Annotated in this window: 15 protein-coding genes and 1 tRNA gene; 15 read left to right on the top strand and 1 reads right to left on the bottom strand. The window is 66.5% G+C overall.

Annotated elements, in window-relative coordinates; all coding sequences use genetic code 11:
* Nucleotides 1-4: 4 nt before the first annotated feature.
* Complete coding sequence (locus D5041_RS14140) at nucleotides 5-1,126, bottom strand: 3-deoxy-7-phosphoheptulonate synthase (protein ID WP_265284975.1); 1,122 nt, start codon at nucleotides 1,124-1,126, stop codon at nucleotides 5-7.
* Nucleotides 1,127-1,661: 535 nt separating this feature from the next.
* Here D5041_RS14140 and rpsO point away from each other — a divergent pair.
* The 15 genes from rpsO (at nucleotide 1,662) to nuoI (ending at nucleotide 15,269) form a co-directional block, all read left to right on the top strand.
* A complete protein-coding gene (gene rpsO / locus D5041_RS14135) occupies nucleotides 1,662-1,928 on the top strand; it encodes a 30S ribosomal protein S15 (RefSeq protein ID WP_010102664.1) in 267 nt (88 codons plus the stop codon).
* A gap of 197 nt (nucleotides 1,929-2,125) precedes the next feature.
* The gene (pnp, locus tag D5041_RS14130; protein ID WP_265281070.1) at nucleotides 2,126-4,375 is read left to right on the top strand and encodes a polyribonucleotide nucleotidyltransferase; all 2,250 of its coding nucleotides are present in this window, start codon (nucleotides 2,126-2,128) and stop codon (nucleotides 4,373-4,375) included.
* An 82-nt stretch (nucleotides 4,376-4,457) separates the two neighbouring features.
* Complete coding sequence (locus D5041_RS14125) at nucleotides 4,458-5,450, top strand: NAD(P)H-quinone oxidoreductase (RefSeq protein ID WP_265285102.1); 993 nt, start codon at nucleotides 4,458-4,460, stop codon at nucleotides 5,448-5,450.
* Nucleotides 5,447-6,232: a triose-phosphate isomerase gene (gene tpiA, locus D5041_RS14120; protein ID WP_265256979.1), complete on the top strand. Its 786-nt coding sequence runs from the start codon at nucleotides 5,447-5,449 to the stop codon at nucleotides 6,230-6,232. The genes D5041_RS14125 and tpiA overlap by 4 nt, the downstream gene beginning before the upstream one ends.
* Nucleotides 6,229-6,597: a preprotein translocase subunit SecG gene (gene secG / locus D5041_RS14115; protein ID WP_265256980.1), complete on the top strand. Its 369-nt coding sequence runs from the start codon at nucleotides 6,229-6,231 to the stop codon at nucleotides 6,595-6,597. The genes tpiA and secG overlap by 4 nt, the downstream gene beginning before the upstream one ends.
* A 106-nt stretch (nucleotides 6,598-6,703) precedes the next feature.
* Nucleotides 6,704-6,788: transfer RNA gene (locus D5041_RS14110), tRNA-Leu, on the top strand.
* A gap of 62 nt (nucleotides 6,789-6,850) precedes the next feature.
* Nucleotides 6,851-7,210 (top strand): NADH-quinone oxidoreductase subunit A, encoded by a 360-nt coding sequence (locus tag D5041_RS14105; protein WP_029554169.1) that lies wholly within the window; start codon nucleotides 6,851-6,853, stop codon nucleotides 7,208-7,210.
* Nucleotides 7,211-7,239: 29 nt separating this feature from the next.
* A complete protein-coding gene (locus D5041_RS14100) occupies nucleotides 7,240-7,719 on the top strand; it encodes a NuoB/complex I 20 kDa subunit family protein (RefSeq protein WP_010102653.1) in 480 nt (159 codons plus the stop codon).
* A 10-nt stretch (nucleotides 7,720-7,729) separates the two neighbouring features.
* Nucleotides 7,730-8,353, top strand: coding sequence for an NADH-quinone oxidoreductase subunit C (locus tag D5041_RS14095; RefSeq protein ID WP_029554168.1), 624 nt, complete (start codon nucleotides 7,730-7,732; stop codon nucleotides 8,351-8,353).
* Between the two features lie 6 nt (nucleotides 8,354-8,359).
* The gene (locus D5041_RS14090) at nucleotides 8,360-9,613 is read left to right on the top strand and encodes an NADH-quinone oxidoreductase subunit D (protein ID WP_010102649.1); all 1,254 of its coding nucleotides are present in this window, start codon (nucleotides 8,360-8,362) and stop codon (nucleotides 9,611-9,613) included.
* Nucleotides 9,610-10,125: an NADH-quinone oxidoreductase subunit NuoE gene (nuoE, locus tag D5041_RS14085; protein ID WP_265284974.1), complete on the top strand. Its 516-nt coding sequence runs from the start codon at nucleotides 9,610-9,612 to the stop codon at nucleotides 10,123-10,125. The genes D5041_RS14090 and nuoE overlap by 4 nt, the downstream gene beginning before the upstream one ends.
* Nucleotides 10,122-11,480 carry an NADH-quinone oxidoreductase subunit NuoF gene (nuoF, locus tag D5041_RS14080; protein ID WP_265284973.1) on the top strand — a complete coding sequence of 453 codons (1,359 nt, stop codon included), beginning with the start codon at nucleotides 10,122-10,124 and terminating at the stop codon, nucleotides 11,478-11,480. Before nuoE ends, nuoF begins: the two co-directional genes overlap by 4 nt.
* Nucleotides 11,481-11,495: 15 nt before the next feature.
* Complete coding sequence (gene nuoG, locus D5041_RS14075; protein WP_265284972.1) at nucleotides 11,496-13,670, top strand: NADH-quinone oxidoreductase subunit NuoG; 2,175 nt, start codon at nucleotides 11,496-11,498, stop codon at nucleotides 13,668-13,670.
* Entirely contained in the window at nucleotides 13,667-14,749 is a 1,083-nt protein-coding gene (gene nuoH / locus D5041_RS14070) for an NADH-quinone oxidoreductase subunit NuoH (protein ID WP_265284971.1), read from the top strand. The genes nuoG and nuoH overlap by 4 nt, the downstream gene beginning before the upstream one ends.
* A gap of 10 nt (nucleotides 14,750-14,759) precedes the next feature.
* Nucleotides 14,760-15,269, top strand: coding sequence for an NADH-quinone oxidoreductase subunit NuoI (nuoI, locus tag D5041_RS14065; RefSeq protein WP_010102639.1), 510 nt, complete (start codon nucleotides 14,760-14,762; stop codon nucleotides 15,267-15,269).
* The last annotated feature ends 11 nt before the right edge of the window (nucleotides 15,270-15,280 follow it).

Here is a 15,280-nt window from a genome sequence, read left to right as displayed (position 1 = left end):
GCGCTCAGTGTGCGCGACGCGCCTGCACGGCGTGCGCCAGATCCGCCAGGGCCCGCAGTGAATCGTCCCAACCCAGGCAGGCGTCGGTAATGCTCTTGCCGTATTCGAGCGTGACCGGCAGATCCTTGCCCGGCGTGAATTTCTGGGCCCCCGCGTTCAGGTGGCTTTCGATCATCAGGCCGAAAACGCTGCGCGATCCCCCTGCGAGTTGCGCCGCGACGTCGCGCGCCACGTCGAGCTGCTTTTCATGCTGCTTGCTGCTGTTCGCATGGCTGCAATCGACCATCAACGTAGCGGGCAGCTTGGCGGCCTGCAGGTCCTTGCAGGCGGCGGCGACGCTCGCGGCATCGTAGTTCGGGACTTTGCCGCCGCGCAGGATGACGTGGCAGTCCTTGTTGCCCTTGGTGTTGACGATGGCCACCTGGCCATTCTTGTGCACCGACAGGAAGTGGTGCCCCCGGCCCGCCGACTGTATGGCGTCGGTGGCAATGCGGATGTTGCCGTCGGTGCCGTTCTTGAAGCCGATGGGCGCGGACAGGCCCGAGGCCAGCTCGCGGTGCACCTGGCTTTCGGTGGTGCGCGCGCCGATCGCGCCCCAGCTGATCAAATCACCGAGGTATTGCGGCGAGATCACGTCCAGAAACTCGCTGCCGGCCGGAACGCCCAGGCGGTTGATCTCGATGAGCAGTTGGCGCGCAATGCGCAGGCCCTCGTCGATGCGGTAGCTCTCGTCCAGGTAGGGGTCGTTGATGAGCCCCTTCCAGCCCACCGTGGTGCGCGGCTTTTCAAAGTACACGCGCATCACGATTTCCAGGGTGTCGGCGTACTGCGCACGCGCTGCCGCGAGGCGGCGTGCGTATTCGAGCGCGGCCGCCGGATCGTGGATCGAGCAGGGACCGATGACGATCAACAGCCTGTCGTCCTTGCCCGCCATGATGTGGTGGATACTTTTGCGGGTCTGGGTGATCAGCGTCTCGACCGGCGTTGCGCGGATCGGGAAAAAGCGGATCAGATGCTCTGGAGGGGGCAGCACGGTGATGTCCTTGATGCGTTCGTCGTCGGTCTGGCTGGTTTTCTCGACGCTGCGGTACCAGGCATCGCTGGAGGGGGTGGCTTGGGCCGTCATGGGGCTTCCTCGTGGAGACGTGATGAATGAGAGCGGAAGGGCTGAAAAACGAAAAAACCGCCGGGCCCGGGAGCGTCGGCGGTTGGTAGGGGGAGCTCGTGTCTGCTTGCGCGCGCGCCTCTCATCCGCCGGGGGGCGAGATAAAGGACCAGAAGTAAGACCTGCCGTGCGCTTGCATGGCGGGCAATGTAGCACAGCTGCGCGCCGGGCGGCACGAACCAGTGGAAACAGTTGGTGCCAAGGCCATGCAACGCCCGTCAGTCGTCCATAGCCGCCTGAGCACGCCATGAAAGTTCGTTCCGTGCATGGTGGTGACGCTGGAAATGTTGCCCCATGACGAGCATCACGCCGGAGGAACCGCCCCTTCCGACTCACCACGTTGGACAAGGCTCGCAGCGGCTCAGGATCTGGCTCGGGCTATAATTCCCCGGTTTTGCATGGTGCAAAACGCACGCCGGCGGCCGTTCCAACTGCTGGCGCAAGTCAAAACCGTGGTCTGTCGTCAGCGGCGGGCCGCTCCATTCCAAGGAAAATCATGATCGCATCCTCCATCAAGGCCGAGGTCGTCAAGGCGAACGCCCGTTCGGCCAACGACACCGGCAGCCCGGAAGTGCAGGTGGCCCTGCTGACTGCCCGCATCAACGAGCTGACCCCGCATTTCAAGGCGAACGCCAAGGACCACCACGGTCGCCGCGGCCTGCTGCGCATGGTCAGCCGCCGGCGCAAGCTGCTCGACTACCTCAAGGCCCGGGACGCAGACCGTTACACCGCCCTGATCGCCAAGCTGGGGTTGCGCAAGTAATACTTCACTGCACAAAGACGCCTGGGGCCGCTCTCAGGCGTTTTTTGCTTCGGGGCTGCGAAACAGAGCGAAGCTGTGTCATTCCAATGGGCTTGGCGCCCCCGGTGGCAGTTCCACTGGAATGGCATCGTGTTCTGTGAATTGCCCTCGAAGACCATCCGGCAGCGTGCTGCCAGCCATTACAACAGGAGTTCGACATGGGTATTTTCAACAAAGTCAGCAAGACCTTCCAATGGGGCGACAAGACCGTCGTCATGGAGACCGGCGAAATCGCCCGCCAGGCCTCTGGCGCGGTGCTGGTGGCTATCGACGACACCGTGGTGCTGGCCACCGTGGTCGCGTCCAGGTCGGCCAAGCCCGGTCAGGACTTTTTCCCGCTGACCGTGGACTACATCGAGAAGACTTACGCAGCGGGCAAGATCCCCGGCAGCTTTTTCAAGCGCGAAGCCAAGCCCAGCGAACACGAGACGCTGACCAGCCGGCTCATCGACCGCCCGATCCGTCCGCTGTTCCCCGAGGGCTTCCTCAACGAAGTGCATGTGGTCATCCACACCCTGTCGCTGAACCCCGAGGTGGACGCCGACATCGCCGCGCTCATCGCCAGCAGCGCGGCCTTGGCCATTTCGGGCATTCCGTTCAACGGCCCCATCGGCGCCGCGCGCGTGGGTTATATCGACGGTGAGTACCGGCTCAACCCGGGCCCGACGGCGCGCAAGAACTCGCAGTTGGACTTGGTCGTCGCCGGCACCGAGGCCGCCGTGCTGATGGTCGAATCCGAGGCCCGGCAGTTGCCCGAAGAAATCATGCTCGGCGCCGTGGTGTTCGGCCATGCGCAGGGCAAGGTGGTGATCGACGCGATCCACGATTTGGTGCGCGAGGCCGGCAAGCCCGTGTGGCAGTGGGCGGCGCCCGCCCGCGACGAGGCCCTGATCGCCAAGGTCACGGCGCTGGCCAACGACCGGCTGCGCGCCGCGTACCAGCTGCGCAACAAGCAGGCGCGCACGCAGGCCTGCCGCGAAGCCTACGCCGCCGTTCTCGCGGACCTCGCGGCCGGGGGCCTGGGGTTCGACGCCACGAAGGTCGAGGGCATGCTGTTCGACATCGAGGCCGGAATCGTCCGCAGCCAGATCCTGGCGGGCGAGCCGCGCATCGACGGCCGCGACACGCGCACCGTGCGCGCCATCGAAATCCGCAGCGGCGTGCTGCCCCGCGCGCATGGCTCGGCGCTGTTCACGCGCGGCGAAACGCAGGCGCTGGTGGTGACCACGCTGGGCACCGAGCGCGACGCGCAGCGCATCGACGCGCTCGCGGGCGAGTACGAGGACCGCTTCATGCTGCACTACAACATGCCGCCTTTCGCCACCGGCGAGGTGGGCCGCATGGGTTCGACCAAGCGCCGCGAGATCGGCCACGGCCGTCTGGCCAAGCGCGCGCTGGCGGCCGTGCTGCCGAGCAAGGAAGAGTTCCCCTACACGCTGCGCGTGGTCTCGGAGATCACCGAGTCCAACGGCTCCTCGTCGATGGCCTCGGTCTGCGGCGGCTGCCTGTCGCTGATGGACGCAGGCGTGCCGCTGAAGGCGCATGTCGCGGGCATCGCCATGGGCCTGATCAAGGACGGCAACCGCTTTGCCGTCCTCACCGACATCCTCGGCGACGAGGACCATCTGGGCGACATGGACTTCAAGGTCGCCGGCACGACCGAGGGAATCACCGCCTTGCAGATGGACATCAAGATCCAGGGAATCACCCGGGAGATCATGCAGGTGGCTCTGGCGCAGGCCAAGGAGGCGCGCATGCATATCCTGGGCAAGATGCAGGAGGCCATGGGCGAGTCCAAGGCCGAGGTGTCGCACTTCGCGCCCAAGCTCTACACGATGAAGATCAACCCCGAGAAGATCCGCGACGTGATCGGCAAGGGCGGTGCGGTGATCCGCGCGCTGACCGAGGAAACCGGTTGCCAGATCGACATCGGCGAGGACGGAACGATCACCATCGCCGCGACGCAGGCCGCCCAGGCCGACGAGGCCAAGCGCCGCATCGAGCAGATCACGGCCGAGGTCGAGATCGGCAAGATCTACGAGGGCGCGGTGACGAAGATTCTGGACTTCGGCGCGCTGGTCAATCTGCTGCCCGGCAAGGACGGTCTGCTGCACATCAGCCAGATCGCGCACGAGCGCGTCGAGCGGGTCTCCGACTACCTGAGCGAGGGCCAGGTCGTGAAGGTCAAGGTCATGGAGACCGACGAAAAGGGCCGCATCAAGCTGTCGATGAAGGTGCTCGCCGAGCGCCCCGCCGGGGGCAGCGGCGACCGCCCTGCGTTTGCCGAGCGCGAGCCGCGCCACCAGGGGCGTGACGCGGGGCGCCAGCCGGTGGAGCAACAGCACCAACAGCAGTTGCCCTTGCAGCAGCCCGACGACGACGCGGCGTCCAGGCAGGTCCTGGACTGAGCTTTTCTGTCTTGGGCTGCGCCCGCCACCCAGGCGGGCAGCCCACACCATTTCTCAACCCCATGCATCGATGAACCGCAGCATGCGCGCTGTCGAGATCACCTCCTTTGGCAAGCCCGAGGTGCTGCTCCCGGGCGAACGCCCGGTGCCGCAGCCGGGCGCGGGCGAACTGCTGATCCGCGTTCGCGCCAGCGGCGTGAACCGCCCCGACGTGCTGCAGCGGCTCGGGCACTACGCCCCGCCACCGGGCGCGTCGGACATTCCGGGGCTGGAAGTCGCCGGCGTGGTCGAGTCGGGGGACTCTGCGGCCATGGCCGAGGCGGGAATCCAGGTCGGCGACCGCGTCTGCGCGCTGCTTGCCGGCGGCGGCTACGCCGAGTTCTGCGTCGCGCCGGTCGTGCAATGCCTGCCGGTTCCCGAGGGCCTGAGCGATGTGCAGGCGGCCGCGCTGCCCGAGACCTTTTTCACGGTGTGGAGCAATGTCTTTGACCGCGGCCGCTTGCAGGCGGGCGAGAGCCTGCTGGTGCAGGGCGGGACAAGCGGTATCGGCGTCGCGGCCATCCAGCTGGCGCGGGCCTTTGGCGCCACGGTCATCGCCACCGCGGGCAGCGACGAGAAATGCGCGGCCTGCCTGGCGCTGGGCGCGCAACAGGCGATCAACTACCGCACGCAGGACTTTGTCGCGGAGGTCCGGCGCATCACGCAGGGCAAGGGAGTGGACGTGGTGCTCGACATGGTCGCCGGCGACTACGTGGCGCGTGAAGTGGAATGCCTGGCCGAGGATGGCCGCATCGCCATCATCGCAGTGCAAGGCGGCGTGCGCAGCGGCTTCGACGCGGGGCTGGTGCTGCGGCGCCGGCTCACGATCACGGGGTCGACCCTGCGCCCCCGCCCCGTGGCGTTCAAGGGGGCGATTGCGCGCGCACTGCGCGAGCAGGTCTGGCCCCGGCTGGCCTCGGGCCAGGTGCGTCCCGTGATTCACAGCACGTTCTCTGCGGCGGATGCGGCGCAGGCGCATGCGCTGATGGAATCGAATCGGCATATCGGAAAAATTGTTTTGACCTGGTCACCATGAACGACAAGAAAAAACTCATCGCGGCCAACTGGAAGATGAACGGCGACCTGGCGGCGAACGAGGCCCTGTTGCACGCCATCCTCGCCGGAATCGGAGACGCGGCCTGCGACCTGGCGCTCGCGGTGCCCGCGCCCTATCTGGCGCAAGTGCAGGCGCTGACTGCGGGAACGGTGCTCGCGCTGGCGGCGCAGGACGTGTCGCAGCACGAAGCGGGCGCGTACACCGGCGAGGTCTCCGCGGCCATGCTCAGGGACTTTGGCGTGCGCTACACGCTGGTGGGGCATTCGGAACGCCGCCAGTACCACGGCGAAACCGACCAAGTGGTGGCGCAGAAGGCGCAGCGCGCGCTGGCTGCGGGCCTGACGCCCATCGTCTGCGTGGGCGAGACGCTGCAAGAGCGCGAGGCCGGCCAGACCGAGGCCGTGGTCAGGCGCCAGCTTGCGGCGGTGATCCAGCGCAACGGCCATTGCATCAGCGAAGTGGCGCTGGCGTACGAGCCGGTCTGGGCGATCGGCACGGGGCACACGGCGTCGCCCGCGCAGGCGCAGGCGGTGCACGCCGTTTTGCGCGCGCAACTGCGCGCCGCGAGCGCGCAGGCCGGGCGCATCCGCCTGCTCTACGGCGGCAGCCTGAACGCGGCGAACGCGGCGCCCTTGCTGGCGCAGCCCGACATCGACGGGGGGTTGGTCGGCGGTGCCTCGCTCAAGGCCCCCGATTTTTTGGCAATCATTGCCGCGGCCCATGGCGCCGCAGTCATCGCATCAGGAGTGGGCAAAGAATGAACGTGATCGTGAATGTGATTTTCGCCGTGCAGATGCTCGCGGCGCTGGTGATGATCGGTCTGATCCTGATCCAGCACGGCAAGGGCGCGGACATGGGCGCGGCGTTTGGCAGCGGCAGTTCGGGCAGCCTGTTTGGCGCGAGCGGCAGCGCCAACTTCCTGTCGCGTACCACGGCGGTGCTGGCTTCGGTGTTCCTCGCCTCCACGCTGGCCTTGGCGTACTTTGGCCACGCCCGCCTCGCAGGTTCGGGCAGCGTGCTGGAGGCCCCTGCCGCCGCCGCCGCGCAGCCCGCGGACGCCGCGTCGGCCGCCACCGCGCCACCAGCGACGCCGGCCTCGGGCGCCGCGCAGATTCCGACCAAATAATCTGGAGATCGCAGAGAGCCCACAGGGTTTTTCCGGAGTAGAATCGCCGATTGTCCGGACCAGCCAAAACCGCAGGGTTCCTCATGCCATCCGGACGCGAAAGACAGCCGTCGTGGTGAAATTGGTAGACACGCTACCTTGAGGGGGTAGTGGCGCAAGCTGTGCGAGTTCGAGTCTCGCCGACGGCACCAGAACAAAGCAAAGGCCTGCCCGCATGGCTTGGCAGGGCCACAGCGATGATCCAATCCGCAAGATGAACCTCGATCAGTACCTCCCCGTCCTTTTGTTCATCTTGGTCGGCAGCGCGGTTGGCGTCGTCCCCCTCGTCATCGGCCGCATACTGGGCCCGAATCGCCCGGATGCCGCGAAGAACTCCCCCTACGAATGCGGCTTTGAAGCCTTCGAAGACGCGCGCATGAAGTTCGACGTGCGCTACTACCTCGTGGCCATTTTGTTCATCCTGTTCGATCTCGAAATCGCGTTCCTCTTCCCCTGGGCGGTGACGCTGCGCGAGGTCGGCGGCACCGGCTTCGTGGCGGTGCTGATCTTCCTGGCCGTGCTGATCGTGGGCTTTGTCTACGAGTGGAAAAAGGGGGCGCTGGACTGGGAATGAGCGGGCCGCAGCAAACCAAGGAGGATGCAATGATTGAAGGCGTGATGAAGCAGGGCTTTGCCACCACGAGCTACGACGCCGTGGTGAACTGGGCCAAGACCGGTTCGCTGTGGCCGATGACCTTTGGCCTGGCCTGCTGCGCCGTCGAGATGATGCACTCGGCTGCGGCGCGCTACGACATCGGCCGCTTTGGCGCCGAGGTGTTTCGCGCGAGCCCGCGCCAGTCCGACCTGATGATCGTTGCCGGAACGCTGTGCAACAAGATGGCGCCCGCGCTGCGCAAGGTCTACGACCAGATGTCCGAGCCGCGCTGGGTTTTGTCCATGGGCTCCTGCGCCAACGGCGGCGGCTACTACCACTACAGCTATTCGGTGGTGCGCGGTTGCGACCGCATCGTTCCGGTCGATGTCTACGTGCCCGGCTGCCCGCCGACGGCGGAGGCGCTGCTCTACGGAATCATCCAGTTGCAGCAAAAAATTCGCCGCACGCACACCATTGCGCGCGCTTGAAGGATCGATGATGAGCGCTGTTGCCATTCGGCCAGAAAAACTCCAGGACACTGTCTGCGCGGCGCTCGGCGCCCGGGTGCGCCAGAGCACGCGGGTGCTGGGCGAGGTCAGCGTGCTGCTCGCCGCCGCCGACTACCTCGACGCGATGCGCGTGCTGCGCGACGCCGAGGCTTGCCGCTTCGAGCAACTGATCGACCTGTGCGGCGTGGACTACTCCACGTACGCCGACGCGGTGCACGAGGGGCCGCGCTACTGCGTGGTGGTGCATCTGCTGTCCGTCAGCCTGAACCAGCGCCTGCGCGTGAAGGTGTTCTGCCCGGACGACGATTTGCCGCTGCTGGCCTCCGTGTCCGGGCTGTGGAATTCGGCGAACTGGTACGAGCGCGAGGCCTTCGACCTGTTTGGCATCGTGTTCGACGGCCACGACGACCTGCGCCGCATCCTCACCGACTACGGCTTCGTCGGCCACCCGATGCGCAAGGACTTCCCGCTGTCCGGCCATGTGGAAATGCGCTACGACGCCGAACTGCGCCGCGTGGTCTACGAGCCCGTGAGCATCGAGCCGCGCGAGAACACGCCGCGCATCGTCCGCGAGGAATCGTATGCAGGCCTGCGCCGCGGCGCGCCCCTGTGATCCACCATGGCTGAAATCAAGAACTACTCCCTGAACTTTGGTCCACAGCACCCGGCGGCGCACGGTGTGCTGCGTCTGGTGCTGGAACTCGACGGCGAAGTGGTGCAGCGCGCCGACCCGCACATCGGTCTGCTCCACCGCGCCACCGAAAAGCTCGCCGAGCACAAGACCTATATCCAGTCCCTGCCCTACATGGACCGGCTCGACTACGTCTCGATGATGTGCAACGAGCACGCGTACTGCCTGGCGATCGAGAAACTGCTCGGCCTGGAAGTGCCGCTGCGCGCGCAGTACATCCGCGTGCTGTTCTCGGAGATCACCCGCTTGATGAACCACCTGATGTGGCTCGGCTCGCACGGCAACGACTGCGGCAGTTCGACGATCCTGATCTACACCTTCCGCGAGCGCGAAGACCTGTTCGACATATACGAGGCGGTGTCGGGTGCGCGCATGCACGCGGCGTATTTCCGTCCCGGCGGCGTGTACCGCGACCTGCCCGAGAGCATGCCGCAGTACCAGGCCGGCCAGATCCGCAACGCCCGGGCGATCGCGGCACTGAACCGCAACCGCCAGGGCTCGCTGCTGGACTTCATCGCCGACTTCAGCCAGCGCTTTCCGGGCTGCGTGGACGAGTACGAGACCTTGCTCACCGACAACCGCATCTGGAAGCAGCGCACGGTGGGCATCGGCGTGGTCTCGCCCGAGCGCGCGCTGAACCTTGGCATGACCGGCCCCATGCTGCGCGGATCGGGCGTCGCCTGGGACCTGCGCAAGACCCAGCCCTACGAGGTGTACGAGCACATGGACTTCGACGTTCCCGTGGGCCGCACGGGCGACTGCTACGACCGCTACCTGGTGCGGGTGCAGGAGATGCGCGAAGCCAACCGCATCATCGCGCAATGCGTGGACTGGCTGCGCGCGCACCCCGGCCCGGTGATCACCGACAACCACAAGGTGGCGGCGCCAGGGCGCGAATCGATGAAGGCCCGCATGGAGGAGCTGATCCACCATTTCAAGCTGTTCACCGAGGGCTTTCACGTTCCCGAGGGCGAGGCCTACGCCGCCGTGGAGCACCCCAAGGGCGAGTTCGGCATCTATCTGCTGAGCGATGGCGCGAACAAACCCTATCGCCTGAAGATCCGCGCGCCCGGTTTTGCGCATCTGGCCACGCTCGATGAATTGGCGCGGGGCCACATGCTCGCCGACGCCGTGGCCATCATTGGCACCATGGACATCGTGTTCGGAGAGATTGACCGATGATTGACGAAACGACGCGTGCGCGTTTTGCGCGGGAAGTGGCCAAGTACCCCGCAGACCAGAAGCAGTCTGCGGTCATGGCCTGCCTGGCCATCGTGCAGCAGGAGCAGGGCTTTGTCAGCGCCGAGAGCGAGGCGGCGGTCGCGCAGTACCTGGGGATGGCGCCGATTGCCGTGCACGAGGTCACGACCTTCTACAACATGTACAACCAGCAGCCGGCGGGCCGCTACAAGCTCAACGTCTGCACGAACCTGCCCTGCCAGCTGCGCGGGGGTCAGCAGGCGTTGCAGCATCTGGAGCAAAAGCTCGGCGTGTCTATGGGCGGGACCACGGCCGACGGCCTGTTCACGCTGCAGCAGTGCGAATGCCTGGGCGCCTGCGCCGACGCACCCGTGATGCTCGTCAACGACCGCACGATGTGCAGTTTCATGGACCCCGACAAGCTCGATCAGCTCGTCGATGGCCTGCGCCAGGCCGAGGGCACGGTGGCGCTTCGCACGGAGGACGGGCCATGAGCACAGCGCAACAAATTCTCTCCGAGTTCCGGGCGACGGGCGTGCAAACCTGCTTTCATGGCCGCCATATCGAACCGCAGATCTACGCCGGCCTGAACGGCAGCAACTGGAGCCTTGCGGGCTACGTGGCGCGCGGCGGCTACCAGGCGCTGCGCCGCATTCTCGGCAAGGACGGCAGCGCGGGACTGAGCCCGGAGCAGGTGATCACCATGGTCAAGGAGTCGGGCCTGCGCGGCCGCGGCGGTGCGGGCTTTCCCACCGGGCTCAAGTGGAGCTTCATGCCGCGCGCCTTTCCGGGCCAGAAATACCTGGTCTGCAATTCGGACGAGGGCGAGCCGGGAACCTGCAAGGACCGCGACATCCTGCAGTTCAACCCGCACGTCGTCATCGAGGGCATGGCCATCGCGGCCTACGCGATGGGCATCTCCGTGGGCTACAACTACATCCACGGCGAGATCTTCCAGACCTACGAACGCTTCGAGGCAGCGCTCGGCGAGGCGCGCGCCGCGGGCTATCTGGGCGGCGACGTCCTCGGCAGCGGCTTTGGCTTCGAGCTGCACGCAGCGCATGGTTTTGGCGCGTACATCTGCGGCGAGGAAACCGCCCTGCTCGAATCGCTCGAAGGCAAGAAGGGCCAGCCGCGCTTCAAGCCGCCGTTTCCCGCGAGCTGCGGCCTGTACGGCAAGCCCACGACGATCAACAACACCGAGACCTTCGCGGCCGTGCCGTGGATCATCCGCCATGGCGCGGCCGCGTACCTTGCGTGCGGCAAGCCGAACAACGGCGGAACGAAGATCTTCTCGGTCTCGGGCGACGTGGAGCAGCCCGGCAACTACGAAGTGCCCCTGGGCACACCGTTTCCCAGGCTGCTCGAACTCGCCGGGGGCGTGCGCGCGGGCCGCACGCTCAAGGCGGTGATTCCCGGCGGCTCTTCGGCGCCGGTGCTGCCGGCGGCGGTGATCATGGAATGCAGCATGGACTACGACAGCATCGCCAAGGCGGGATCGATGCTCGGCTCCGGCGCCGTGATCGTGATGGACGACTCGCGCTGCATGGTCGAGAGCCTGCTGCGCCTGTCGTACTTCTACGCGCACGAGTCCTGCGGGCAATGCACGCCCTGCCGCGAGGGCACGGGCTGGATGTGGCGCGTGCTCGAGCGCATCCGGAAGGGACAGGGCCGCGCGGACGACCTGGACCTGCTCAACTCGGTCGCGGACGATATCCAGGGGCGCACGATTTGCGCGCTCGGCGACGCCGCAGCGATGCCGGTGCGCGCCATGCTCCGGCATTTCCGCCCCGAGTTCGAGGCCCTGATCCAGAGCCGGACGGCCCAGCCCGTCCAGCCCGCCGGCTGATCGCGGGAAACACATATGCTTGAAATTGAACTCGACGGTCGCAAGGTGGAGGTCGCCGAAGGTTGCATGGTGATGCACGCGGCCGAGAAGGCGGGAACCTATATTCCGCACTTCTGCTACCACAAGAAACTCTCCATCGCCGCCAACTGCCGCATGTGCCTGGTTGACGTGGAGAAGGCGCCAAAACCCATGCCCGCGTGCGCCACGCCGGCCGCGCAAGGCATGGTGGTGCGCACGCACAGCGACAAGGCAATCCGCGCGCAGCGCTCGGTGATGGAGTTTTTGCTCATCAACCACCCGCTGGACTGCCCGATCTGCGACCAGGGCGGCGAATGCCAGTTGCAGGACCTGGCCGTAGGCTACGGCAGCAGTTCCTCGCGCTACACGGAGGAAAAGCGCGTGGTCCCGCACAAGGACGTGGGCCCGCTGATCTCCATGGAAGAGATGAACCGCTGCATCCACTGCACGCGCTGCGTGCGCTTTGGTCAGGAGGTGGCCGGCGTGATGGAACTGGGAATGATCCACCGCGGCGAGCATGCGGAAATCACCACGGTGACGGGCGGCACGGTGGACTCCGAACTGTCGGGCAACATGATCGACATCTGCCCGGTCGGCGCGCTGACCAGCAAGCCCTTTCGCTACAGCGCCCGGACCTGGGAGCTGTCGCGCCGGCGCTCGGTGAGCCCGCACGATTCCACGGGTGCGAACCTGATCGTGCAGGTCAAGAACCACCGGGTGATGCGCGTCCTGCCGTTCGAGAACGAGGCCGTCAACGAATGCTGGATCGCCGACCGCGACCGTTTCTCCTACGAGGCGCTGAACGCCGAGGACCGCCTGACCCGGCCCATGCTCAAGCAGGGCGGGGTCTGGAAGGAGGTCGATTGGCAGAGCGCGCTGGAGTACGTTGCGCAGGGCCTGCGCAGCATCCGCAGCGCGCATGGCGCGGGCAGCATTGGCGCGCTGCTCAGCCCGCACAGCACGCTCGAAGAGCTCTACTTGGCAGCGGCGCTGCTGCGTGGCCTGGGCAGCGACAACATCGACCACCGCCTGCGCAACGCCGAATTCGCCGCCCCCGAGGGCATTCGCTGGCTCGGGACCTCGATCGCTGCGCTCTCGACGCTGCAGCGCGTGCTCGTCGTGGGGTCGAACCTGCGCAAGGACCATCCGCTGTTTGCGCAGCGCATCCGCCAGGCCGCGCGCCATGGTTGCGAGGTCAGCGCGCTCGACTCGGTGGCGCGCGACTGGGCCCTGCCGGTCGCGCACAGGCTGGTGGTGCACGGCGCCGGCCAATGGGTGCGGGCGCTCGGTGGCATTGCCGCAGCGCTCGCGCGGGAGAAGGGCATCGCTGCGCCGCAGGGCGTGCTCTCGTCCGATGGGGCCGATGGGTCCGATGGGTCCGATACCGCCGCGGAAACCGCGATCGCCCGCTCCCTGCTCGGCGGTGAGCGCAAGGCCGTGCTGCTCGGCAATGCGGCCGCGCACCACGCCCAGGCCACGCAGTTGCTCGCGCTTGCCAACTGGATTGGCACGCACACGGGGGCCACGGTCGGCTACCTCACGCAAGCGGCGAACACCGTGGGCGCGCAGTTTGCGGGCGCCTGGCCCGTGAACGGCGGCCTGCACGCCGGTGAAATGCTCGGCGGCGCGCTGAAGGCCGCGCTGCTGCTCAACACCGAACCCGTGCACGACTCGGCCGCCGGCGTGCGGGCCGCGACAGCGCTGGCCGCGGCCGAAATGGTCGTGACCCTGAGCCCGTTCCGGGCGAATATGGAATTCAGCGACGTGCTGCTGCCGATCGCCGCATTCACGGAAACCTCGGGCAGCTTTGTCAACGCCGAAGGCCGTTTGCAGAGCTTTCACGCCGTGGTCCGCCCGCCGGGCGAAGCCCGTCCCGCGTGGAAGGTGCTGCGCGTGCTCGCGAATCTGCTGGAGGTTCCCGGCTTTGACTTCGAGAGCGCGCAGGAGGTGCTGGCGCGCGCAACGAATGCGCCCGCGGGCAGCGTCACGCAGTTGCCGGCCGACCAGTTGTCGAACGCCGTCTCGAACGCCGCGCAGTCCACCCCGCTGACCGGGGTGGCGAGCGAACCCGTGGTCGCCTCCATCTACCAACTCGACAGCCTGGTACGCCGCGCGGCGTCGCTGCAACGCACGGCCGACGCACGCCAGGCCGCCGAAGGAGTCGCCGCATGATCGACGCGCTCTACGAAACGGGACGCAACCTGCTGGCGGTGGGCTGGTGGAGCGGCATGGCCTGGCCGGTGCTCTGGATCCTGCTCAAGATCGTTTGCGTCCTGGTCCCGCTGATGGGCGCCGTCGCGTACCTGACGCTGTGGGAACGCAAGCTGCTGGGTTTCATGCAGGTGCGCCATGGTCCGAACCGCGTGGGCCCTTTCGGCCTGCTGCAACCCATTGCCGACGCCCTGAAACTGCTGACCAAGGAAATCATCCACCCCGCGGCCGCGAGCCGGGGCCTGTTCGTGCTCGGTCCGGTCATGGCGATCATGCCGGCGCTCGCCGCCTGGGTGGCGATTCCCTTTGGCCCCGACGTGGCGCTGGCGAACGTCAACGCCGGCCTGCTGCTGGTCATGGCGATCACGTCCATCGAGGTCTACGGCGTGATCATTGCCGGCTGGGCGTCGAACTCCAAGTACGCCTTTCTGGGCGCGCTGCGCGCGTCGGCGCAGATGGTGAGCTACGAGATCGCCATGGGCTTTTGCTTTCTGGTGGTCATCATGGTCTCGGGCAGCATGAACCTGACCGAGATCGTTCTCGGGCAGGGGCGCGGAATGGCCGCGGACAAGGGCCTGAACTTCCTGTCCTGGAACTGGCTGCCGCTGCTGCCGATTTTCCTGGTGCATCTGATCTCGGGCGTGGCGGAGACCAACCGCCACCCGTTTGACGTCGTCGAGGGCGAGGCGGAAATCGTCGCCGGGCACATGGTCGAGTACTCCGGAATGGGCTTTGCGGTCTTCTTCCTGGCCGAATACGCGAGCATGTGGCTGGTCTCCATCCTGGCGACGCTGCTGTTCCTGGGCGGCTGGTTGCCGCCCATCGACAGCGCGCTGTGCAATGCGGTCCCCGGCTGGATCTGGCTCGGGATCAAGACCTTCCTGGTGGTGTCCATGTTCATCTGGATCCGCGCCACCTTCCCGCGCTTTCGCTACGACCAGATCATGCGCCTGGGCTGGAAGGTCTTCATTCCGGTCACGCTGGTGTGGCTGCTCATCGTTGGCGGGTGGCTGCTCTCGCCCTGGAACATTTGGCAATAAGAGGACCCCGATGACTGCCATTGCTGCCGCACCTTTTTCGCTCAAGGATTTCTTCAAGAGCTTTCTGCTCGTCGAACTGTTCAAGGGAATGGCCCTGACCGGGCGCTACGCCTTTCGCCGCAAGGTGACGGTGCAGTTCCCGGAAGAAAAAACGCCCCTTTCGCCGCGCTTTCGCGGCCTGCACGCGCTGCGCCGCTACGACAACGGCGAGGAGCGCTGCATCGCCTGCAAACTGTGCGAGGCCGTCTGCCCTGCCGTGGCGATCAGCATCGAATCGACCGTGCGCGCCGACGGGTCGCGCCGCACCACGCGCTACGACATCGACCTGACCAAGTGCATCTTCTGCGGCTTCTGCGAGGAAAGCTGCCCCGTGGACTCGATCGTCGAGACGCACATCTTCGAATACCACGGCGAGAAACGCGGCGACCTGTACTTCACCAAGGACATGCTCTTGGCCGTTGGCGACCGCTACGAGGCCGAAATCGCCGCGGCCAGGGCGGCCGACGCCAAGTACCGCTAAACGCTGCGGGA

The sequence above is a fragment of the Verminephrobacter aporrectodeae subsp. tuberculatae genome, from assembly GCF_026127385.1.
GTDB lineage: Bacteria > Pseudomonadota > Gammaproteobacteria > Burkholderiales > Burkholderiaceae_C > Acidovorax > Acidovorax aporrectodeae.
The sequence above is the reverse complement of the archived record's forward strand: the minus strand, read 5'-3'. Positions and strand labels throughout refer to the sequence as shown.